Annotated in this window: 18 protein-coding genes; 11 read left to right on the top strand and 7 right to left on the bottom strand. The window is 70.9% G+C overall.

What is annotated here, in order from left to right; translation table 11 throughout:
- Position 1: 1 nt before the first annotated feature.
- Together ACIBU0_RS02030 and ACIBU0_RS02025 are read right to left on the bottom strand one after the other, a co-directional pair.
- Positions 2-841, bottom strand: coding sequence for an RICIN domain-containing protein (locus tag ACIBU0_RS02030; protein WP_398810217.1), 840 nt, complete (start codon positions 839-841; stop codon positions 2-4).
- A 181-nt stretch (positions 842-1,022) separates the two neighbouring features.
- Entirely contained in the window at positions 1,023-1,610 is a 588-nt protein-coding gene (locus ACIBU0_RS02025; protein WP_398810214.1) for a TetR/AcrR family transcriptional regulator, read from the bottom strand.
- A 204-nt stretch (positions 1,611-1,814) separates the two neighbouring features.
- On the opposite strand from ACIBU0_RS02025, the gene ACIBU0_RS02020 reads away from it, so the two are divergent.
- Both ACIBU0_RS02020 and ACIBU0_RS02015 read left to right on the top strand, forming a co-directional pair.
- Positions 1,815-5,036: a bifunctional cytochrome P450/NADPH--P450 reductase gene (locus ACIBU0_RS02020; RefSeq protein WP_398810211.1), complete on the top strand. Its 3,222-nt coding sequence runs from the start codon at positions 1,815-1,817 to the stop codon at positions 5,034-5,036.
- Positions 5,037-5,179: 143 nt separating this feature from the next.
- On the top strand, positions 5,180-6,385 hold the full coding sequence (locus tag ACIBU0_RS02015) for an MFS transporter (protein WP_398810208.1): 1,206 nt from the start codon (positions 5,180-5,182) through the stop codon (positions 6,383-6,385).
- A 68-nt stretch (positions 6,386-6,453) separates the two neighbouring features.
- On the opposite strand, the gene ACIBU0_RS02010 is transcribed toward ACIBU0_RS02015, so the two are convergent.
- The 4 genes from ACIBU0_RS02010 to ACIBU0_RS01995 all read right to left on the bottom strand — a co-directional run bounded on the left by ACIBU0_RS02010 (position 6,454) and on the right by ACIBU0_RS01995 (position 10,866).
- Entirely contained in the window at positions 6,454-8,649 is a 2,196-nt protein-coding gene (locus ACIBU0_RS02010; RefSeq protein ID WP_398810205.1) for an MMPL family transporter, read from the bottom strand.
- 8 nt (positions 8,650-8,657) lie between these two features.
- Positions 8,658-8,873 (bottom strand): hypothetical protein, encoded by a 216-nt coding sequence (locus tag ACIBU0_RS02005; protein WP_398810202.1) that lies wholly within the window; start codon positions 8,871-8,873, stop codon positions 8,658-8,660.
- 164 nt (positions 8,874-9,037) lie between these two features.
- The gene (locus ACIBU0_RS02000; protein WP_398810199.1) at positions 9,038-9,706 is read right to left on the bottom strand and encodes a response regulator; all 669 of its coding nucleotides are present in this window, start codon (positions 9,704-9,706) and stop codon (positions 9,038-9,040) included.
- Entirely contained in the window at positions 9,703-10,866 is a 1,164-nt protein-coding gene (locus ACIBU0_RS01995; protein ID WP_398810196.1) for a sensor histidine kinase, read from the bottom strand. Before ACIBU0_RS01995 ends, ACIBU0_RS02000 begins: the two co-directional genes overlap by 4 nt.
- A 191-nt stretch (positions 10,867-11,057) precedes the next feature.
- Here ACIBU0_RS01995 and ACIBU0_RS01990 point away from each other — a divergent pair, with 191 nt between their 5' ends.
- The 3 genes from ACIBU0_RS01990 to ACIBU0_RS01980 are packed head-to-tail and all read left to right on the top strand — an operon-like array spanning position 11,058 to position 14,706.
- Positions 11,058-12,404 (top strand): flavin-containing monooxygenase, encoded by a 1,347-nt coding sequence (locus tag ACIBU0_RS01990; RefSeq protein ID WP_398810193.1) that lies wholly within the window; start codon positions 11,058-11,060, stop codon positions 12,402-12,404.
- Positions 12,401-13,279: an SDR family NAD(P)-dependent oxidoreductase gene (locus tag ACIBU0_RS01985; protein ID WP_398810190.1), complete on the top strand. Its 879-nt coding sequence runs from the start codon at positions 12,401-12,403 to the stop codon at positions 13,277-13,279. Before ACIBU0_RS01990 ends, ACIBU0_RS01985 begins: the two co-directional genes overlap by 4 nt.
- Complete coding sequence (locus ACIBU0_RS01980) at positions 13,276-14,706, top strand: aldehyde dehydrogenase family protein (RefSeq protein ID WP_398810188.1); 1,431 nt, start codon at positions 13,276-13,278, stop codon at positions 14,704-14,706. The genes ACIBU0_RS01985 and ACIBU0_RS01980 overlap by 4 nt, the downstream gene beginning before the upstream one ends.
- An 80-nt stretch (positions 14,707-14,786) precedes the next feature.
- Here the strand turns inward: ACIBU0_RS01980 and ACIBU0_RS01975 are convergent, their stop codons facing one another.
- Positions 14,787-15,848, bottom strand: coding sequence for an AraC family transcriptional regulator (locus ACIBU0_RS01975; protein WP_398810185.1), 1,062 nt, complete (start codon positions 15,846-15,848; stop codon positions 14,787-14,789).
- Between the two features lie 124 nt (positions 15,849-15,972).
- Here ACIBU0_RS01975 and ACIBU0_RS01970 point away from each other — a divergent pair, with 124 nt between their 5' ends.
- The 6 genes from ACIBU0_RS01970 to ACIBU0_RS01945 all read left to right on the top strand — a co-directional run bounded on the left by ACIBU0_RS01970 (position 15,973) and on the right by ACIBU0_RS01945 (position 22,338).
- Complete coding sequence (locus ACIBU0_RS01970; protein WP_398810182.1) at positions 15,973-16,536, top strand: HXXEE domain-containing protein; 564 nt, start codon at positions 15,973-15,975, stop codon at positions 16,534-16,536.
- Positions 16,537-17,047: 511 nt separating this feature from the next.
- Positions 17,048-17,137 (top strand): K(+)-transporting ATPase subunit F, encoded by a 90-nt coding sequence (kdpF, locus tag ACIBU0_RS01965; protein WP_016434100.1) that lies wholly within the window; start codon positions 17,048-17,050, stop codon positions 17,135-17,137.
- 8 nt (positions 17,138-17,145) lie between these two features.
- Positions 17,146-18,807: a potassium-transporting ATPase subunit KdpA gene (gene kdpA, locus ACIBU0_RS01960; protein WP_398810178.1), complete on the top strand. Its 1,662-nt coding sequence runs from the start codon at positions 17,146-17,148 to the stop codon at positions 18,805-18,807.
- A gap of 32 nt (positions 18,808-18,839) precedes the next feature.
- Entirely contained in the window at positions 18,840-20,936 is a 2,097-nt protein-coding gene (gene kdpB, locus ACIBU0_RS01955) for a potassium-transporting ATPase subunit KdpB (RefSeq protein ID WP_398810175.1), read from the top strand.
- A 25-nt stretch (positions 20,937-20,961) separates the two neighbouring features.
- The gene (locus tag ACIBU0_RS01950; protein ID WP_398810172.1) at positions 20,962-21,597 is read left to right on the top strand and encodes a potassium-transporting ATPase subunit C; all 636 of its coding nucleotides are present in this window, start codon (positions 20,962-20,964) and stop codon (positions 21,595-21,597) included.
- A gap of 57 nt (positions 21,598-21,654) precedes the next feature.
- Positions 21,655-22,338: a response regulator gene (locus ACIBU0_RS01945; protein ID WP_398810169.1), complete on the top strand. Its 684-nt coding sequence runs from the start codon at positions 21,655-21,657 to the stop codon at positions 22,336-22,338.
- Positions 22,339-22,348: the final 10 nt, after the last annotated feature.

Raw genomic sequence — 22,348 nt, 5'->3', positions numbered from 1 at the left:
CTCACGGCGCCAGGATCTGCCAGTCCTGGTCGGAGCCGCCGGAGGCGGGCCACTGGATGACCGGGGTGCCGTCCGTGGTGGCGGCGTCCTTGACGTCGGCGCACCAGCCGGTGCGGACGTTGACGAGCTGGTAGTAGCCGCTGGTCGGCGAGGGCACCAGCTTCCACGACTGGTTGTCGCCGCCGCCGTCGGTCCACTGGTCCAGCCCGTCGCCCTGGGCGGAGCCGCCCGGGCTCTGCAAAACTTCGCCGCTGCGGACGTTGGACAGCCGGTAGGAGCCGTCGGTGTTGGGCAGGAGCTTCCACTGCTGGTTGGTACCACCGCTCCACGGCCACTGGATGACGGCGCCCCCGTCGGCGGTCGAGGCGCCGCCGACGTCCAGCACCTTGCCGCTCCTGCGGTTCACCAGCCGGACGGTCCCGGCGTCCGCGCTGAAGGGACGGTCGTAGACCTCGAAGCTGCGGATCGAGGCCCAGCCCCCGGAGGGCAGCCCGGTGACCGTCACCCGTACATACCGTGCCTGGGCGCGGAAGACGGAGACCTGCACCTGACTGGTGCCGGTGGTGGCGGTCAGGTCGGCCAGCGTGGTCCAGCCTGCGTTGTCGGTGGAACCCTCGATCCGGTAGCGGTAGTTGGTGGCCGGGGACTGCCAGACGACACGGGTTCCGGTCAGCGACCGCTCCGAGCCCAGGTCCACCTTCAGCCACTGACCCGTGGTGCCGTCGCTCGCGCACCAGCGGGTGGCGGTGGAGCCGTCGACGGCCTTGGCCGCTGTGTTGCCCTTGGCGGATTCCTCGCTGCCGGCCGTCAATTGCTCCGCGCCGCGCCGGCGGTGGCGCACTGGCGTCGACGTTCCGGTGGTCCTCCAGTGGCGTCCCGGCCGGGCCGAAGCCGGTCGCGCAGCGCCCCGACCATGGGTCCCGGTCACCGGGCGGCGCCCCAGGTGCTCTGCTTCGCGCCGCGCAGACCTGCTCACCCAGGCCGACCCCTCTGCTGACCTTCCTGCCGGCTGCGCGGCGACCTCAGGCCATGGCCAGGACCGCGGAGATCAGCGCCCGCAGGCAGACGCCTTCGGCCTCCTCGTCCGGCAGTGAGAGGCGCTGCATCGTCAGGCCGTCGAAGCCCGCGAGGAAGAACCTCGCGATCGTCTCGGCGGGCTGGGCGAGCTGGTGACCGGTGCGTTCGGCGGCTTCGCTGATCAGGGTCGCCGTCACCGTCAAGATGCCGCTGTAGTGGCTGTGCAAAGCCTCCTGGAGATGGGGCGTGCGCAGAGCGAACAGGGAGAGCTCCGTGAGGAGCTGGTAGGACGCGGGCTGTTCGAGCACGGTGCGCCAGAGTGCCTCGGCGAGCGCGACGATCGTGTCCTCGAAGCCCGCTGCCGTGGGCGCGGCCTGCTCCACCTGGGCGACCAGGTCCTGGGTGAGCTGCTCCATCACGGCCCGGTAGAGCTCTTCCTTCGTGCCGAAGGTGTAGTGCACGGTCGCCTGGGCGACACCGAGCTCCGCCGCGATGGCGCGGGTGCTGCCGGCGGCGACGCCCTCCCTGGCCATCAGCTCGATGGCCGCCTTGATCAGCTGGGGGCGGCGCTCCGCCGCGGATACATGAGCCATGACGGCATCTTATGCGACTCAGTCCCTCGATCAGGTCGCTCGACTAAATCTGCCCCGGCCCCGGCGCGGCTGGACGTTTGAAGGCCCTCGAAGGTTCCGTCGATCGACTGTGTCGCCCAACACGATCGCTCGACATTGTCGAGTGACAAAGTCGCTTGTATGGTTCTGGCCAGCGACAGCCTGTGCCGAACGAAAGGCAAGCTCATGACTCACGAGACCGTGCGCGGAACCGAGCCGATCCCCCAGCGTCCCGCCCTGCCCCTGGTCGGCCACGCGTTCGACATCCCCAGTGGCGCCGACGGCCTGCTCTACGTGATGAAGGAGGCCAGGGAGCTGGGGCCGCTGTTCAAGCTCCGCGTCTTCGGCAACGAGATCAACTTCGCCTCCGGCCTCGACCTGGTCACCGAGCTGGCCGACGAGAGCCGGTTCCGCAAGAACGTGCACCCCGACCTCGTGATCCTCCGGGAGATCGGTGGCGACGGGCTCTTCACCGCGTTCAACGACGAGCCCAACTGGCGCAAGGCGCACGACATCCTGATGCCGGCCTTCTCACTCGGTGCGATGCGCGGCTACCACGCGACGATGCTCAAAGTGGCCCGGGAGCTGATCGGCAAGTGGGACCGGGCGGTCGGCACGGAGCCCGTGGACGTGTCCGGCGACATGACGCGGCTGACCTTCGACACGATCGGACTGTGCGGCTTCGGCTACGACTTCGAGTCCTTCAGCCGCCAGGAGCCCCACCCCTTCGTCACCGCCCTCTCGCGAGCGCTCGGCTTCGCCCAGGCCAAGGGGGAGTCCATCCCCGGCACGGAACTGTTCAAGTGGAAGCAGGCCGAGCAGTTCCGCGCCGACGTGACCCTGATGAAGGATCTGGTCGACGACGTGATCCGTGAGCGCCGGGCCTCCGGAGACCCGAGCACCGACGATCTGCTCGGGCGCATGCTGCACACCCGTGACGCGGTCACGGGCGAGCCCCTGGACGACATCAACATCCGCTACCAGGCGATCACGTTCCTCATCGCCGGTCACGAGACCACCAGCGGGGCCCTGTCCTTCGCCCTCTACTACCTGACCAAGCACCCCGAGGTCCTCGCCCGCGCCCAGGCGGAGGTCGACGCGCTGTGGGGCGACTCGGACGCTCCCGAGCCGGACTACGGGGACATCGGCAAGCTGACGTACGTCCGCCAGGTGCTCAACGAGGGTCTGCGGCTGTGGCCGACGGCCCCCGCGTACGCCGTGGAGCCGCTGGAGGACACCGTCATCGGCGGGAAGTACGCGGTGCGCAAGGGCGAGTCGATCCAGGTGCTCATCCCGCAGCTGCACCGGGACCCCGCCTGGGGTGACAACGTCGAGCTGTTCGACCCGGACCGGTTCCTGCCCGAGCGCGAGGAGGAGCGGCCGGTCCACCTGTTCAAGCCGTTCGGCAGCGGCGAACGCGCCTGCATCGGCCGCCAGTTCGCGCTGCACGAGGCGACGCTGGTCCTCGCGCTGGTGATCCACCGCTACCGCCTGATCGACCACACCGACTATCAACTGAAGATCAAGCAGTCCCTCACCCTCAAGCCCGACGCGTTCACGCTGAACCTGGCCCGGCGCACCGGCGGGGAGCGCCGCCTGCCCACCGCCGCGGCCGTCGCCGCGAGCAGCGCTCCCGCCGGCCAGGACCGCCCCGCCGTCCGACGCGCCACCGGCACCGCGCTGACCGTCCTGCACGGCTCCAACCTCGGCACCTGCGCGGGCATCGCCCGCGACCTGGCGGCGGACGGCGACGAGCGCGGCTTCGTCCCGTCCGTCGCTGCCCTCAACGACGCCGTGGGCAAACTCTCCGCGGGTGACGGACCGGTGGTGATCGTGGCCGCCTCCTACAACGGCAGGCCCACCGACGACGCCACGGAATTCGTCGCATGGCTGGAGGGCCTGCAGCCCGGCGCGCTCGACGGCCTGCAGTACGCCGTCCTCGGCGTCGGCGACCGCAACTGGGCCGCCACCTACCAGCGCGTCCCCACCCTCATCGACGAGCGGCTCGGCGCCGCGGGCGCCACCGCACTGCTGGGGCGCGGCGCCGCGGACGCCGCCGGAGACTTCGCCGGCACGGTGGACCGGTGGACCGGTGACCTGTGGACCGCGCTGCTGGAGCGGTACGGAGCCGCAGCAGAAGCGCAGGAGGACGGGCCGGCTGCCGACCAGGAGACGGGACTGTACGAACTGGAAGACGCGACCGACTCGGTCATCGGCGGCCTCGCGGCACGGCACGGCGTGCAGCCGATGGAGGTGCTCGACGCGCACGAACTGGTCGACATGAGCCACGGGTTGGGCCGCTCCAAGCGCTTCCTGAGGCTGCGGCTGCCCGAGGGCGTCACCTACCGCACCGGCGACCACCTGGCCGTGCTCCCGAGCAACCCGGAACGCCTCGTGCAGCGGGTGGCCGACCGCTTCGGCCTCGATCTGGACCGCACCGTGCGCCTGCGCGCCCGTCGCCGCAGCCGGGGCGCCCTGCCCGTCGACCGGCCGCTGACGCTGCGCCGCCTGCTCACCGACTTCGTGGAACTGCAGGATGCCGCCACCCAGGAGCAGGTCGCCGTGCTCGCCGAGCACACCGCCTGCCCGCCCGAGAAGCGGCCCCTGGCCGAACTCGCGGCGCTGGACCCGGAGGCCTTCCGCGAGCAGGTGACCGCCGCCGGACGCAGCGTCCTGGACCTGCTGGAGCGCTACCGCGCCTGCGAGCTGCCCTTCGAACGCTTCCTGGAGCTGCTGCCCGTCCTGCGCCCGCGCCACTACTCCATCTCCTCGTCCGCCGAAGCGGCACCCGGCGAGGTGGACCTGATGGTGTCGCTGCTCGCCGCGCCCCACCGCGGCGGCGAGGGCACGTTCCACGGCATTGCCTCGCACTACCTCCAGACCGTGCACGCCGGCGACACCGTCCAGGCCCGCGTGCTGCCCTGCAGTGAGGCCTTCCGCCTGCCGCAGGACGAGTCGGTGCCGGTGATTCTGGTCAGCGCGGGCACGGGTCTGGCGCCGTTCCGCGGCGCGGTCCTCGACCGCCACCACACCCGGTCCACCGGAACGCTGCTGTGCTACTTCGGCTGCGACCACCCCGACGTCGACTACCTCCACCGCGCGGAGTTCGAAGCGGCCGAGGCGGCCGGAGCCGTCAGCATGCGGCCCACCTTCTCCTGCGCGCCCGAGGACGGGGCCCGCTTCGTCCAGGACCGCATCGCCAAGGAGAGCGACGAGGTCTGGGCGGTACTGGAGGCCGGCGGACGCGTCCACGTCTGCGGAGACGGCCGCCGCATGGCCCCGGCGGTACGGGAGGCGTTCATGGCGATCTACCGCAAGAACACCGGCGCCGGCGACGAGGAGGCCACCGCCTGGCTGGCCGCCCTCACCGAATCCGGCCACTACGTGGAAGACGTCTGGGCCGGCTGACCGCCCCCCCGCCTTCCGCTTCTTCGAAACTTCTTCGAATCCGGCTCGCGCCCCCTGACTCGTGAGGCTCTCATGCTTGTTGCACACTCGGCGCTCCGCCGAGGAACGGTGGTCGTCCCCAACTCCCCGCAGAGGAGCGGCCGGTGAACGCGCGGGGCGGCTCCGCCCTGACCTTCGGTGTGGCGGTGGCGCTCATCGCCGGAGTCACCCTCGGCAACGGCGGCGCGAACGTGATGCCCGTGTTCGTCGACGACTTCGCGTCACGCTTCGCGCTGTCGGACTCCGGCGCCGGGCTCGTGGCCGCGAGCCAGCTGATGGCGACGGCGGTGGTGACGCTGCTGCTGGCCAAGCGGGCCGCGCGGCCGGGGCGGGTCCTGATGACGCGCTTCGGTCTGGCCCTCGCGGGAGCCGGCTTCCTGGGAGCCACGGCGGCCACCGGACCGGTCACCCTGGTCCTGGCCAACCTGGTCCTCGGTGCGGGGCTCGGCGCGGTCTACGCGGCGGCCACGGCGGCACTCGCCGCCACCGACGACGCCGACAAGGCGTCCGCCGTCACGATCTGCGGTGTGGTCGGCGTGACGGCCCTGCTGATCATGGGCGTCCCCGCGGCCAACCACGACCTCGGGGAGGGCACCGGCTTCCTGCTCATGGCGCTGTGCTGTCTCGCCGCCTGGCCACTGATACGCCGACTGCCGGAAGGCCCCGCCGGTCCCGCGACACCGGACGCCGCCTCCGCCGGTGGGGGAGGGACATCCACCGCCGAGCCGACGGTGGTTCTGCTCCTCGGGACCGCGCTCCTGTGGACCGTCACCCAGGGCGCGTGGTCGTACGCCTCGGTCCTGGGCCGTCAGCACACCGGGATGTCCCACTCGGCCGTATCGGCCGTGCTCGCGATCTCCAGCATCGTGGCGCTCGCCGGCGCGGCGGTGGGGCCGATGGCGGCGCGGCGCTTCGGGCGCATGCGGTCGATGGCCGTCTTCGTCACGGCGCAGGCCCTCGCGATGGCGGCCCTCGTCCTCACCCACGACCCCGTGCTCTTCACCGTCGCGGCCGTCCTCTGGCAGGCCTCCCAACTGGCCGTCCTGGTGCAGATGCTCGCCGCCGCGGCGCTCATCGACCCGACCGGACGCCTGGTCGCCTCCCTCAGCGGCGCGGGCGCCCTGGGCACCGGCATCGGACCGCTGGCCGTGGGAGCCGTCCTCGACGCCGCCGGGGCCGATGTGCTCGGCCTCGTCCTGGCACTCGGCACCGTCCTTGCCTCGCTGCCCCTGCTCAGGATGACGGTGGCCGGCGCGAAGGCATCCGCCGAGCGCGAGCTCGCGTCCACCTCCGCCGCCGAGACCGGGTGAGCCCTTCGGTCGGGTAGTCCGACGGCTCGACGCCGTGAGAGTCCGTGCGGGCTCTTCCCGGCTGGACGTCAGCTGTCCGCGGGGCGTTCGAGCGCCACCTCGGGCAGCCGCCGGGCGAGGGGGGCGGGCAGCCACCAGGCCCAGGTGCCGAGCAGCTGCATGGCGGCCGGGACGATCAGGCAACGGATGACCAGCGCGTCCATCAGGATCGCCACGGCGAGGCCGAGGCCGAACTGCTGGAGCATCCGGTCCGAGCTCAGCATGAAGGCACCGAACACCACGATCATGATCGCCCCGGCCGCCGTGATCACCTTGCCGGTGGCGGCCAGTCCTTCCCGGACCGCGAGGGAGTGGTCCCGCGTACGCTCCCACTCCTCATGGATCCGCCCGACCAGGAAGACCTCGTAGTCCATGGAAAGGCCGAAGACGATCGCGAAGATCAGCACAGGGAGGAAGGCTTCGATCGGCCCGGGCTGCACTCCGAACCAGCCGTGCTGGAACACCAGGGTCATCGCGCCGAGCGCGGCGGTGATCGAGAGAAGGTTCAACAGGGCCGCCTTGACGGGGATCAGCAGCGACCGGAAGACCAGCATCAGCAGCAGTGAGGACAGCCCTACGACGACGGCGACGAACAACGGCAGCCTCCTCGAGACCGTGTCCGCGAAGTCCTGGGAGGCGGCGGTGGCACCGCCGACCAGGATCTCGGCGCCGGTGTCGCGCTCGAGATCCGGGGCCACGTCGGCACGCAGGCGATGGACGAGATCAGTGGTGCCCTCGTCCTGCGGCGCCGTCTTCGGATAGACGATCACGGTGGACAGAGCGCCGTCCTCGGAGGGCAGTGCGGGGCTGACCGCGGCCACGCCCCCGGCTTCGGCCAACTTCGCCCGGACGATCCTGCCTGCGGCCTCGTCACCCTGTACCAGGACGACCAGGGGTCCGTTGAAGCCCGGCCCGAAGCCCTCGGCGAGCAGGTCGTACGCCTTCCTGGAGGTGGCGGTCCTCGGGTCGTTGCCGGCGTCGGCGAAGCCGAGACGCATGCCCAGTGCCGGTGCGGACAGGGCCAGCAGGGCAAGTACGGCGACCATGAGCGACGGCAGCGGACGGCGCTGTACGACCGCGGCCAGGGCCCGCCAGCGGCGGCCTTCGGTCCGGCCCGTGGCCGCGGTCCTGGCCCGGTGCTCGAGCACGTGGCGCTGGATGCGTTTGCCGAAGAGTGCAAGGAGTGCGGGCAGCAGGACGAGTGAGGCGGCCATCGTGGTCAGCACGGTCAGTGCCAGAGCGAGGGCCACGCCCTGGAGCGAGCCGAGGCCGAGCGCGACCAGACCGAGCAGGGCGATGATCACGGTGCAGCCGGCGAAGAAGACGGTGCGGCCGGCGGCGTCCAGGGCTTTGCGGGTGGCGTCGGCCGGGTCGGCTCCGGCGGTGAGCTCGTGCCGGTAGCGGTAGAAGATGAGCAGGGCGTAGTCGACGCCGACGCCGAGGCCGACGAGCATCGTGATGGGTGGCGTGAAGTCGGCGATGGTGAAGAGGTGCGAGGCGAGGACGATCAGGCCGAGAGCCGAACCGACCGCGAAGAGAGCGGTGATCAGCGGTACGGCGGCCGCCACCAGGGAGCCGAACAGCACCCCGAGGATGACCACGGCGGCCACGATGCCCGCCAGCTCCGCGGTGGGACTTCCCTTGTCCTCCGCGCCCCGTACGGCATCACCGCCGAGCTCGACCTGGAGCCCGTCCTGCTCGGCGCCCTTGGCGGTGTCGATGATCGCGGTCACTTCCTCCTTGGGTACGGCCTCGGCCTTGCCGTCGAGCGTCACGGTGGCGTAGCCGATCGTCCCGTCCTCGGACACGGCGGAGGCGTCGGCGTACGGGCTGCGGACCTCGGCGACCCCCGGCAGCCGCTTCACCTCGGCCAGCATCTCCTCGACCGCGGCCTTGCGGCCGTCGAGGCCCTGACCGTCCTTCAGCACGATGTCGACGCTGTCACCGGCCTGGGCGGACCCGTGCTTGCTGAACAGGTCGGTGGCGCTCTGGGAGTCCGTGCCCGGCAGGGAGAAGTCGTTCCTGTACGCGGAGCCGGCGGCCGCGGCACCCGAAGTGACGGCCGCCAGGACGGCCACCCAGATCAGCAGGGCGACCCAGCGGTGACGCTGCGCCCAGCCGGCCAGGGCTCCGAACCGGCCGACGGGCGGCTTGTCCGGCCCGTCCGGTGCGAGCGGGGGAACTGGCGGTGCGACGGGCGCGCCTGCGCCGCGGTTGGGAGACATAGGGGTGGCTACCTCGGATTCGATCGGGAGTTGCCCGGCTTGAGAACCACGCCCACCACCGCGCCGCACAGCGCGGGCACGCCCACCGCCAGGGCGATCAGAACGCCCCCGATGCCGATGGCCAGTGCCCGCGCCGCCGTGACCAGCAGGATTCCGGCGGCAGCCCCGACCAGCGCGCCGACGTGGGCGGCAGCGGCCCGGGCGAGGAAGGTGGGCGAATTCATGCCCCTGAGCGTGCCCGCGCAGTGGGATCGAGGGCGTCCGCCCCCGGCCGACACTTGGGCGTACCCCAGGGGATGCAGCTGCTGCCGCGTCGTACCCCAGGAGTTGTCGCGGAGGGCCATGCGGCCGGCTCTCCGAGGAGCCTGCCGCCTCCCGAGCCCGACCGCTACCCCAGCCAGCCCGGGCTGACCATTCCTGACTCGTACGCCAACACCACGACCTGCGACCTGTCCCGCGCCCCCAGCTTGGTCATGATCCGGCTGACATGTGTCTTCGCCGTCGACGGCGCCAGCACCAGCCGCTCCGCGATCTCGTCGTTGGTGCATCCCGCGGCCACCAGCCGCATCACCTCGCGCTCCCGGTCGGTGAGGGCATCGAGCCGGGCGTCGTCCCGCTTCGGGCCCTGCACCCGCCCCGCGAACTCGGCGATGAGCCGCCGGGTGACCGACGGGCTGATCAGGGCATCGCCCCGGGCGGCCACCCGCACCGCCTGCGGCAGTTCCTCCGGCTCGGTGTCCTTCACCAGAAAGCCCGTCGCCCCGGCGCGCAGCGCCCCGTACACATACTCGTCCAGATCGAAGGTCGTCAGGATGACCACCCGCACCGACGCCAACCGCTCGTCCGCGGCGATCAGCCGGGCGGCTTCCAGACCGTCCGTGCCCGGCATCCGGATGTCCATCAGGACCACGTCGGGCCGCAGCTCGTGGCAGGCCTCGACCGCGGTCTGACCGTCCGCGGCCTCCCCGATCACCTCGATGTCGTCCTCGTCCTCCAGGATCGACCGGAACCCGGCCCTCACCAGCCGCTGGTCGTCCGCCAGCAGAACCCTGATCATCCGTCTCTCCGCTCCCTCGGCTCTGCTGTGACTGCGTATGGCAGCCGGGCCCGCACCACGAAGCCGCCCTCCGCCCGCGGGCCCGCGGTCAGCTCGCCACCCAGTGCCCGCGCCCGCTCCGCCATGCCGGCGATCCCGCTACCGCCGCCCGCCCCGGCCGGACGGACCGCCGCCGCACCCCGGCCGTCGTCCTCGATCGCCAAGGCCAGCCCCTCCTCCCCGTAGCCGAGCCGGACCGTGACGTCGCCGCCTCCACTGTGCCGGGCGGCGTTGGTCAGCGACTCCTGCACGATCCGGTACGCCGCCAGGTCGACCGGAGCGGACAGCGAACGCTCGGCCCCGGTCCGCTCGATGCGCACCCGGAGCCCCGACAGGCCCGCCGAAGCCGCCAGTTCCTCCACCCGGGCCAGCCCCGGCGCGGGTGCCGTGGGCGCCTCCTCGTCGACCTGGCGCAGCACACCGAGCGTGGCCCGAAGCTCCCGAAGCGTCTCCCGGCTGGCCGCCTTGATCGCGCCGAGCGCCTCCTCGGCCTGCGCGGGGTCCTTCTTCAGTCGGTGCAGTGCCGCCCCCGCCTGCACATTGATCATCGAGATGTTGTGCCCGACCACATCGTGCACTTCGCGCGCGATGCGCAGCCGCTCCTCGGCGGTCCGCAGCCGCGCCTGCTCCTCGGCATAGGCCACCCGGCCGTGCCGCGCGACGCCCAGGGCCACGACGGCGACCAGCCAGCCGGTGAGCATGAAGACCGCCGTACCGGTGACATCGCTCGTGGTCACGAGGGTGCCCGCACCCACGCCGATCACCATGGCCGCCGCCATGGCGACGGCCGCCTGCGTCCGGCCCCGGGCCGCGATGGCGTACAACGCCACGACCGGGACCAGGACCAACGGACCGTCCACGGCGCTCAGTACGTGGTAGGCGCCCGTGCCCGCCACCGTGAACCAGCCCACCGCCACCGGATACCGACGCCGGAGCAGCAACGCCCCGCACACCGCCGTCACCAGAAACCAGGACGCGGCCGGCGAGGACGTCGAGTTCCCGCCCCGGCCCAGTTGCTGCCCTTCCGCGAGGGCCACCAACACGAACACCCCGACGGCCAGCACGGCGTCGGCGCGGACGCCACGGGGCAACCGGAAGCGGGTGTGATCGAAAGGCGGCACCGCTTCATTCTGCCCGCGCCGCCGAATGCATCGAACAAGTCGGCCGGTCGGGTCCTGGCCCGGCGGCCGGGCAGCAGCGGCCTGCCGCTGGCCGCTGCGGTCCCCTCTGTGGCCGCAGGGGTCAGTTCCCGCCGACCGCCCGGTGCATAGGTTCCCCACAACACGTGAGACATCGGGAAGGAGGCCGGCTGGTGAGTGAGAACCAGTACGACACCTGTGTGATCGGGGCGGGCCCCGCAGGGCTGGCGGTGGCGAGGGCGTTGGCCGAGCGGGACCTGCCGTACACGCACATCGAGCGCCACACCGGGCCGGGCGGGCTGTGGGACATCGACAACCCGGGCAGCCCGATGTACGAGTCGGCCCACTTCATCTCCAGCAAGACGCTCTCCGGCTTCGGCGGCTATCCGATGCCGGACCACTTCGCCGACTACCCGCCGCACCGGCAGATCCTGTCCTATCTGACGTCGTTCGCGGAGGCGTACGGGCTCAGCGACCGGATCGAGTTCGGCACCGAGGTCCGCAGCGTGGAGAAGAACCCGGACGGCACCTGGACGGTCACCCGGGCGGACGGCCGGGCCGGCACACACCGGCAGGTCGTCGTGTGCACGGGGGCGCAGTGGCACCCCAACGTCCCTGACCTGCCCGGCGAGTTCACCGGGGAGATCCGCCACACCGTCACCTACCGCAGCAGCGCCGAACTGCGGGGCAAGCGGGTGCTGGTGGTGGGTGCGGGGAACTCCGGGCTGGACATCGCCTGCGACGCGGCGCGATCCGCCGACCACGCGGCGATCAGCATGCGCCGTGGGTACTGGTTCATCCCCAAGCACCTGTTCGGCCGGCCGGTGGACACGATCGCCGCGGGCGGACCCCACCTGCCGATGTGGCTGCAGCAGAAGGTGTTCGGCGGTCTGCTGCGGCTCGTCAACGGCGACCCGCGCAGGCTCGGTCTGCAAAAGCCCGACCACAAACTGTTCGAGACCCACCCGGCCATCAACTCGCTGCTGATCCACCACCTCCAGCACGGAGACATCACGGCCAAGCCGGGCATCGCGCGCACCGAAGGCCGCACGGTGCACTTCACCGACGGCACCAGCGACGACTTCGACCTGATCCTCCTCGCCACGGGATACGTCCACAAAGTCCCCGTCGTGCAGAAGTACTTCGGCGACGAGCAGCACCCCGACCTCTACCTGTGCTCCTTCTCCCGCGAGCACGAGGGCCTGTTCGGCGTCGGTTTCGTGGAGACCAACTCCGGTGCCTACCAACTCTTCGACAGCCAAGCTCAGTTGATCGCCTCGTTCATCCGGGACGCGAGGGCCGGGCTGCCGACCGCCGAGCGGTTCGCCGGCATGATCCGCAGCGACCGGCCGGACCTGTCCGGCGGACTGAGGTTCGTCGACTCGCCCCGCCACACCGGCTACGTGCACAGCGACGCCTTCGTGAAGTACCTCGGCAAGGTCGCCGAAGGGATGGGCTGGCGCACCGCGGGCCTGCCGCCCCGGGCCACGTCCGCGCGACAGGAGGCGGTGGCGTCATGACGTACGACTTCCTTGACAAGGTCATCCTGGTGACCGGCGGCGCCGGAGGCATCGGCAGCGCCCTGTGTCACCGTTTCGCCGCGGGCGGTGCCCGCCTCGTCGTGGTCGACATCAACGAGGCGCGGGCGAAGCGGACCGCTGGCGATCTGCCCGGGAGCGGGCATACCGGCCTGGGCTGCGACCTGCTGGACCGCGCCGCGACGGAGCAGATGCTCGACGGCATCGCCGCCACCCACGGCCGTATCGACGTCCTGGTGAACAACGTGGGCATGACCAGCGCCGAGCGGTTCGATGTGCGCAGCGTCGAGAGCATCGAGCGGGAGATCGACGTCAACCTGACCGCCCCGCTGGTCACGACCCGGCTCGCCGTCCCGCTGCTGCGGGCCTCCGGCGACCCCCGGGTGGTCACGACCGTGTCCCTCGGCGGCATCTTCCCGCTGGGGGAGACCCCGATCTACACCGCCGCGAAGTTCGGGCTGCGCGGCGCGATGCTCGCCATCGGGCTGGATCTGCGGGACAAGGGCATCAAGGCCGGTTCGGTGCTGCCGTCGGCGACCGACACGCGGATGCTGCGTCAGGAGGCCGTGGACGGCGGGAACTCCATGCAGTTCCAGGACACGCCGCAGCAGCCGTCCGATGTCGTCCGGGCCGTCGTGAGCCTGCTGGACAAACCGCGCCTTGAGTCCTACGTCCGGCCCGGCGAGTCGCGGCTGGTGCGGTGCGCGATGCTGGCGCCGAATCTGCTGCCCAGGCTCTTCCCGCTGTTCCGCAAGCGGGGTGAGCGGGGCATGGCCCGCTACCTGGAGGACCTGCGCCGCCGGGGACTGGCCCGCCAGGTCGGCGGCGGCCGGTGGGAACTGGTGGAGGAAGCGTGAGCCGCACGGACATCACGGATGTCGACGGGACGCTCGACGTCGTCAATCCCGCGACGGGTCAGCTGATCACGACCGTACAGGCGGCGAGCGAGCAGGACGTCGTCCTGGCGGCCGAGCGGGCGCACAAGGTCTTCGACAGCGGCGTCTGGGCCGGCCGGTCCCCGCGGGAGCGAGCCGCTGTCCTGCTGCGCCTGGCCGACCTCATGGAGCGCCACGCCGGGTTCCTGGCCCGCCTGGACTGCGAGGACGCGGGCAAACCGATCACGGAGTGCCGTACCGGCGACGTGCCTTCGGCGATCGAGTCGATCCGCTGGTTCGCCGAGGCGGCCGACAAGGTCTTCGGCCGCGTCGCCCCCACCGGTCACGACAGCCTGGGCCTGGTGAGCCGGGAACCGGTCGGGGTGGCCGCCGCGATCCTGCCCTGGAACTACCCGCTGGCCATGGCCGCCTGGAAGGTCGGCCCCGCGCTGGCCGCGGGCAACTCCCTGCTGCTCAAACCCGCCGAGGCCACCCCGCGCTCCACCCTGCACCTGGCCGCTCTGGCGGCCGAGGCGGGCCTGCCGGACGGCGTGCTCACCGTGCTGCCCGGCCACGGCGCCGTCACCGGTACGGCGCTCGCCCGCAACCCCCTGGTACGCGCCCTGTCGTTCACCGGATCCACCGCCACCGGACGCCGCGTCCTGGCCGACGCGGCGGAGACCAACTTCAAGCGGGTCTCCCTGGAGATGGGCGGCAAGAGCCCCCAGGTGCTGATGGCGGACGCGCTGGAGTACGGCGACGAACTGATCGACAACATGATCGAGGCGGCGTTCCTGACCATGGGTCAGAACTGCACCGCCGGCTCCCGGGTCCTGGTCCACCACAGCATCGCCGAGGAGGTGCTGTACCGGTTCACCACCGCCGCGAAGAACCTCGTCATCGGTGATCCCGCCGACGCACGCACCCAGGTGGGGCCGCTCATCAGCCGTGCCGCCTTCGACCGGGTCGCGGCGGCGGTGGACGCCGCCCGCAGCGCCGGAGCCCAGATCCACACCGGCGGGCTGCCGCACGGTCTGCCGCCACGTGGTGCCTACTACCCGCCCACCGTGGTCAGCCGGGCCCCGGCGGGCAGTGACGTGCTCACCAAGGAACTGTTCGGTCCCGTCGTCACCGTCCAGACCTTCACCTCGCAGGACGAGGCGGTGCGGATGGCGAACGCCACCGAATACGGGCTCGCCGCCTCGGTGTGGACCCGCGACCTCGACGCCGCGCTCCGGCTCGCGCGGGGCATCGAGGCCGGGGTGGTCTCCGTCAACGCGTACAGCGAAGGCGATATCAGCACCCCCTTCGGCGGGTGGAAGCAGTCGGGGTTCGGCGGCGCGGAGAAGTCCACCGACGCGTTCGCGCAGTGGACGAGGGAGAAAACCGTCTGGATCCGCACGCGTTGACCGGTTGGCCCGGCGGCCTGGTGGCCCGCTGGCCGGTGAGCGGTAGCGCGTGGGGCGCTCGTCTCGTCCTGCTGCGCCGCCTACTGTGCCGCGGGCTCCCCGCGCAGCCGGGCCGGGGTCGTCCCGTGCCAGCGGTGCACCGCGCGCCGCAGTGCGCGTACGTCGGAGAAGCCCGCCTGCCGGGCGATGTCACGCAGGGTCAGCTCGGGTCGGCGCAGCAGCTGCTCCACCCGCTCGCGGCGCACCCCGTCGACGACCGCCTCGTACGTGGTGCCGCACTCGGCCAGCCGACGGCGCAGCGTGCGCTCGCTGGAAGCGTGCCGTCGGGCCTGCTCGACGAAGGACGGCACGTCGGGCAGGCTCTGCGCGATGGAGATCTCCAGCACCTCCAGCAGGTCCTGCTGGTCGCGCGTGGACGCCACCTGCTCCTCCAGGAGCTCCACGACGGCGGTGTAGGTGACCGGGTCGCGGCCCGGCATCGGCCGTCCGGCCCATGCCGTGGGGAACATCAAGCGGTTCCCCGCGGCGCGGAACCGTACCGGGCAGCGGAACAGCTCGGTGAACGGCCGGGTGTCGTGGGGGGCGGGGAAGGCGAACTCGACGCTCTGCGGGGCGAATTCCTCCCCGGAACTCAGCCGCGTGAGGGCCACGACGCTGGCGAACGCCTCCTCCGCCAGGAAGACCGCGACCGCCGGATCGAGGGCGGGATCGGGTAGTTCGGCCCGTAGCGCGTAGCCGGCCTCCTCCGACCCGGCCGACCAGACCACCATCGCCCCGGACAGGTTCTGGAAGCGCACGCCCGTCTCGATGGCCTCCCGCAGCGTCTCGGCGGCCATCTGGGCGAACCCCAGGAGACCCCAGGAGGTCAGATGCTGCGCGGCACCCACCCGCAGGCCCAGATGAGCGTCACCGGTGAGCTCCAGCGCACGCCGGATGACGGCACTGCCCTGGCGGTAGGAGACCCGCAGCGCCGCCGAGCCCATCATCGCCTCGTCCAGCCCGACCCGGCCGAGCTCCGGCCGGAGGTCGACGCCGTACCCGTCGGTGACCGGGGTGAGGCAGCGCAGGATGTTCGGCGGGATGGTCGCCGACGTGCTGCGGCTGGTTCCCGGCGGCTGCGCCGGGGCGGGGCTGTCGGGCATGGCGTTCCTTCGGGCAGGGCGTTGTTCGCTGCGCCATACAGTAAAAGGGTCGTGTCCCGCAGACCTGGGGCCGCAGGCTGGCGGCGGTCGTCCGCAGGCAGGTGTGCTGACAGACTGCCCGTCCATGAGCGGGCATGAGAGCGGGCGGAGTGGCGTCGGTGCAGGCGTGACCTTGGGGTTGTTGGCCGCGTGGGCAGCACATGATGCGGAGGAAGTGCTGTTGGTACCGCGATGGGCACGTTCTCGGGTGCCCGAACTGCGGGGACGATTTCCGCGGGTACCGGATCGGATATGGCGGCACCTGGAGTCCGTCGACGAGCGCGAGTTCGCGACCGCCGTCGCCGGAATGGCCGTCATCGTGGCCGCAGCGGCGGCCGACGGGTACCGCACCGGCGGGCGCTCTGCCTTCTACCAGCGGGCCCTCGACGGATTTGGGCTGCACGGCCTGGTGCACCTCGCGCAGGCCGCCCTGGTCCGCGGATACACGCCGGGCTCGGCCACCTCGCCTTCGGTGGTCATTCCCTTCACGCTCTGGGCCCGCGGCCGGCTGCGGCGGGCTGGGGTGCTGCGCCCGGCCGGTCCACGCGACGTCGTGCAGGGCCTCACCTTGGCCGCAGCTGCCACGGTCGGGGCGCACGTGATGGCGCGACGGGCCGCCAGCTGGAATCGAACGCCGTCCCGAATTTGATCACCGGGGGCGCTCGCACCGAGGCCGAGGCCGGCCGAGTTCCGTCAGGAGTCGGTCAGGCGGGCTTCCCCAGGTCCAGGGAGCGCTGGAGTTCCACCGGCTCGGCGGCGGTCGGGCCTCGGCCTCCTCGCGCGCGTCCCTCTTCGACGTGGTCGAGAAGATCACCGGAGTGTCGCAGTACGAGGCGGCGTCCGACGAGGTCGTGCGGAGCGACCCCCAGGCCGAGCGCTTGCGGCTGTCCTGATGCCGTGAGGTGCCCGCCGGCCTGTGGTCCTTGCCACAGGTGGGCTCAGGGGCCGTAAGAGGTTCGTCAAAGGCGAGCGGACCGCCGTAAGGGACCCGTCAACGGCGCTCGAAACCGGCCAGGAACAGGGTTTGCTCAGTGCGTCCGATCCGCTTGCGGATTCCCGCACCTCATCCAGGAGTTCACGATGGCCGACTTGGCCTTCGTCCTCACCACGATCGCGGTCTTCGCGCTGGTGGCCCTCGTCGCCAAGGGGGTGACGAAGCTGTGACCGCCGAGAACATAGTCGGCCTGGTCGTGGCCGTCGCCCTGCTGGGCTATCTCGTCCTCGCCCTGATCTTCCCGGAGAGGTTCTGAGCCACGACATGGGTCCCGTACTCGCCGGTGTGCTCCAGCTGCTCGCCCTGATCGGCGCGCTGGCGCTCGCCTACATTCCCCTCGGCACCTACATGGCCAAGGTCTACTCCTCCGACAAGCACTGGCGCGTCGAGAAGTGGATCTACAAGGGCATCGGTGCCAACCCGGACGCCGAGATGCGCTGGTCGGCGTATCTGCGCGGGGTGCTCGCCTTCTCGGCGGTCAGCGTCCTCTTCCTGTATCTGCTGCAGCGGCTCCAGGGTGTCCTGCCCGGCTCGCTCGGCTTCTCCTCGATCGAGCCCGCGCAGGCGTTCAACACCGCCGCGTCCTTCGTGACCAACACCAACTGGCAGGCGTACTACGGCGAGCAGGCCATGGGCCATGTCGTGCAGACCGCCGGGCTGGCCGTGCAGAACTTCGTCTCCGCGGCCGTCGGTATGGCCGTCGCGGTCGCTCTGGTGCGCGGCTTCGCGCGCTCGCGTGCGGGTGAACTCGGCAACTTCTGGGCCGACCTGGTGCGGGGTGTCGTTCGCGTTCTCGTGCCGCTGGCGGCCGTCGCCGCGGTCGTGCTGGTCGCCTGCGGGACGATCCAGAACTTCTCCGGCATCCATGAGGTCGGGCAGTTCATGGGCGGCTCGCAGCAGTGGAACGGCGGCGCGGTCGCCTCGCAGGAGGCCATCAAGGAGCTCGGCACCAATGGCGGCGGCTACTTCAACGCCAACAGCGCCCACCCCTTCGAGAACCCCACCCCCTTCTCGAACCTCTTCGAGATCTTCCTGATCCTCGTCATCCCGTTCGCGCTGACCCGCACCTTCGGCCTCATGGTCGGCTCCGTGAAGCAGGGGTACGCGATCCTCGCGACCATGGGCACCATCTGGGTCGGCTTCGTCGCCCTGATGATGTGGACCGAGTTCGCCCACCACGGCCCGGCGTTCGACATCGCCGGCGGGGCGTACGAGGGCAAGGAGGTCCGCTTCGGCGTCGGCGCCTCGTCGATCTTCGCGACCTCGACGACCCTGACCTCGACCGGTGCGGTGGACTCCTTCCACTCGTCCTTCACCGGGCTGGGCGGCGGCATCACCATGCTCGGCATGATGCTGGGCGAGATCGCGCCCGGCGGCACCGGCTCCGGCCTCTACGGCATGCTGATCATGGCGGTCATCGCGGTGTTCATCGCCGGCCTGATGGTCGGCCGTACGCCCGAGTACCTGGGCAAGAAGATCGGCACCCGCGAGATCAAGCTGGCGGCCTGCTACATCCTCGTCACCCCGGCGCTGGTGCTGATCTTCACGGCGGCCTCCATGGCCCTGCCGACCCCGCCGCACTCGATGCTCAACTCCGGTGCGCACGGGTTCTCCGAGGTCCTGTACGCCTTCACGTCCGCCTCGAACAACAACGGCTCGGCCTTCGCCGGCCTCAACGCGAACACCGACTGGTTCAACACGACGACCGGTCTGGCGATGATCCTCGGCCGCTTCGTTCCGATGGTGTTCGTGCTGGCCCTGGCCGGCTCGCTCGCCGGGCAGACACCCGTGCCGGTGACCGCGGGCACCCTGCGCACCGAGAAGCCGCTGTTCACCGGGCTGCTGGTGGGCGCGATCCTGATCATCACCGGTCTGACGTACTTCCCGGCCCTGGCACTGGGCCCGCTGGCCGAAGGGCTGGCGTGATGACCACTCGTACAGAGAACCAAGAGGACTCGATGTCCACAGCCACCCCGACCCGGGCGCCGCACAGCGACGTACCCACCGGGCACAAGCCCGCCGAAGGACGTGTCGGCACGGGCCTCTTCGACCCCAAGCAGCTGGTGAAGTCCCTGCCGGACGCCTTCCGCAAGCTCGACCCGCGAGTGATGGTCAAGTCGCCCGTGATGTTCGTGGTGTGGATCGGGTCCGTGCTCACCACCGTCTTCTCCTTCAAGGACCCGGGTGACTGGTTCGGCTGGGTGATCAGCGCCTGGCTCTGGCTGACCGTGGTCTTCGCCAACCTGGCTGAGGCCGTCGCCGAGGGCCGCGGCAAGGCCCAGGCCGACACGCTGCGCAAGGCCAAGACCGACACGGTGGCCCGGCGGCTCGTGGGCGACCGTGAGGAGCAGGTCCCGGGCACCGAGCTGAGGATCGGCGACCTGGTCGTCTGCGAGGCCGGCGACGTCATCCCCGGTGACGGCGACGTCGTGGAAGGCGTGGCCTCGGTCGACGAATCGGCGATCACCGGTGAGTCGGCACCCGTCATCCGCGAGTCCGGCGGCGACCGCAGTGCCGTCACCGGCGGTACGAAGGCGCTGTCCGACCGCATCGTCATCAAGATCACGACGAAGCCGGGCGAGACCTTCATCGACCGGATGATCAACCTGGTCGAGGGCGCGGCACGGCAGAAGACGCCGAACGAGATCGCGCTGAACATCCTGCTGGCGTCGCTGACGATCGTCTTCCTGCTGGCCGTGGCCACGCTGCCGCCGTTCGCGGACTACGCCGGTACGCACCTGACGATGGTCGTGCTGGTGGCGCTGCTGGTCTGCCTGATCCCGACCACGATCGGCGCGCTGCTGTCGGCGATCGGCATCGCGGGCATGGACCGGCTCGTGCAGCGCAACGTGCTCGCCATGTCCGGCAGGGCGGTTGAAGCCGCCGGGGACGTCTCGACGCTGCTGCTGGACAAGACGGGCACCATCACGCTCGGCAACCGGCAGGCCGCCGAGTTCGTGCCGGTGCGCGGGACGACCGAGGCCGAGGTGGCCGACGCCGCCCAGCTGTCGTCGCTGGCCGACGAGACACCCGAGGGCCGCTCCGTCGTCGTACTGGCGAAGGAGAGGTACGGGCTGCGCGAGCGGCATCAGGGCGAGCTGGTCGGCGCCGAGTGGATCGCCTTCACCGCCCAGACCCGGATGTCGGGTGTGGACGTCGACGGACGCAGGATCCGCAAGGGCGCGGCCGGTTCGGTCATCGCCTGGGTGCGCGAACAGGGCGGCGAGATCGCCGGGGACGCGGACGGCATCGCCAACCGGATCTCCGAGGCGGGCGGTACGCCGCTGCTGGTCGCCGTCGAGGACGAGCGGGATGCCCGGATCCTGGGGGTCATCCACCTCAAGGACGTCGTCAAGGACGGCATGCGGGAGCGGTTCGAGGAGCTGCGCCGCATGGGCATCAAGACCGTCATGATCACAGGTGACAACCCGCTGACCGCCAAGGCGATCGCCGAGGAGGCGGGCGTCGACGACTTCCTCGCGGAGGCCACGCCCGAGGACAAGATGGCCCTGATCAAGCGGGAGCAGGCCGGCGGCAAGCTGGTCGCGATGACCGGTGACGGTACGAACGACGCGCCCGCGCTGGCTCAGGCGGACGTCGGCGTCGCCATGAACACGGGTACGTCGGCCGCGAAGGAGGCCGGCAACATGGTCGACCTCGACTCCAACCCGACCAAGCTCATCGAGATCGTCGAGATCGGCAAGCAACTCCTCATCACCCGGGGCGCGTTGACGACGTTCTCCATCGCCAACGACGTCGCGAAATACTTCGCGATCATTCCGGCGCTGTTCGCGGCCGTCTACCCGGGCCTGGACAGGCTCAACATCATGGGCCTGTCCTCGCCGGACTCCGCGATCCTGTCCGCGGTCATCTTCAACGCGCTGATCATCATCGCGCTGGTGCCGCTGTCCCTGAAGGGCGTGCAGTACCGGCCGGTGAGCGCGGACAGGATGCTGCGGCGCAACCTCACCGTCTACGGCCTCGGCGGGCTGATCGCGCCCTTCATCGGCATCAAGCTCATCGACCTGCTCATCTCTGTGATCCCCGGGCTGTAATTTCCTGAAAGCGTGGTGAAGGACCATGAACAACTCCGTAGCCAATACCGCCCGGTTGCTCGGGGCGGGCCTGCGCGCCCTGGTCGTGCTGACCCTGGTGACGGGCGTCATCTATCCGCTGGTCGTCACCGGCATCGCCCAGGGGCTGTTCCACGACAAGGCGAACGGCTCCGAGATCAAGGCGGACGGAAAGGTCGTCGGCTCCTCCCTGATCGGGCAACAGGGCTACGGCCTGGACTACTTCCAGCCGCGCCCCGCGAACGGCCTCGGCACCAACAGCGTCAACACGCAGTACAAGCTGCTGCTGTCGGGCGCCACCAACCTCTCCGCCGACAACAAGGAGCTGATCAAGCAGGTCGAGGCGGCGAAGGCGAAGGTGGTCACGGACAACACCGTCCCCGGCTACAGCGTCCGCCCGTCCCAGGTGCCGGCCGACGCGGTGACGTCTTCCGCCTCCGGTCTCGACCCCGACATCTCCCCGGCGTACGCGGAGCTCCAGGTGCACCGGGTCGCCGCCCGCAACCACCTCCCGGTCGCCGAGGTGGAGAAGCTGGTCGAGGACCACACCGACGGACGCACGCTCGGCTTCATGGGTGAGCCCCGGGTGAACGTCCTGGAGCTCAACATCGCGCTCAAGGAACGTGCGACGAAGACGAGTTGATGGCGTTACCCAGGCAGGCGCACGCGTCCGCCCGTACGAGACGAAAGGCGCACACCCATGACCCGGGTGTTGGTGGTGGAGGACGACCCGCAGCTCGTACGGGCCCTCGTGATCAACATGCAGGCACGCAAGTACGGCGTCGACGCGGCGCCCGACGGTGCCACCGCCCTCCGGCTGGCGGCCGCCCGGCAGCCGGACGTGGTGATGCTCGACCTCGGCCTGCCCGACATGGACGGCGTCGACGTGATCCGGGCGCTGCGTGGCTGGACCCGGGTGCCGATCCTGGTGCTGTCGGCGCGTCAGGCGTCGGGGGAGAAGGTCGCCGCGCTCGACGCGGGCGCCGACGACTACATCACCAAGCCCTTCAGCATGGACGAGCTCCTGGCCCGGCTGCGGGCCGCCGTCCGGCGCACCGACGATGTGCCGCTCGCCCCCGAGGCGACGCTGGTGGAGACCGACGAGTTCAGCGTCGACCTGCTCGCGAAGAAGGTCGTACGGGGCGGGCGGGACGTACGGCTGACCCCGACCGAATGGCACCTGCTGGAGATACTGATCACGAACCCCGGCAAACTGGTCACCCAGAAGCACCTGCTCCAGGAGGTGTGGGGGGTCACCCAGAGCACCAAGACCAACTACCTGCGGGTCTACATGGCCCAGCTGCGCCGCAAGCTGGAGACGGACCCCTCCCACCCCCGCCATCTGATCACCGAGCCCGGCATGGGCTACCGCTTCGAAGCCTGACCGAGGGACG

This window comes from Streptomyces sp. NPDC049627 (assembly GCF_044465645.1).
Lineage (GTDB): Bacteria > Actinomycetota > Actinomycetes > Streptomycetales > Streptomycetaceae > Streptomyces.
This window is presented reverse-complemented; position numbering and strand designations above follow the sequence as displayed.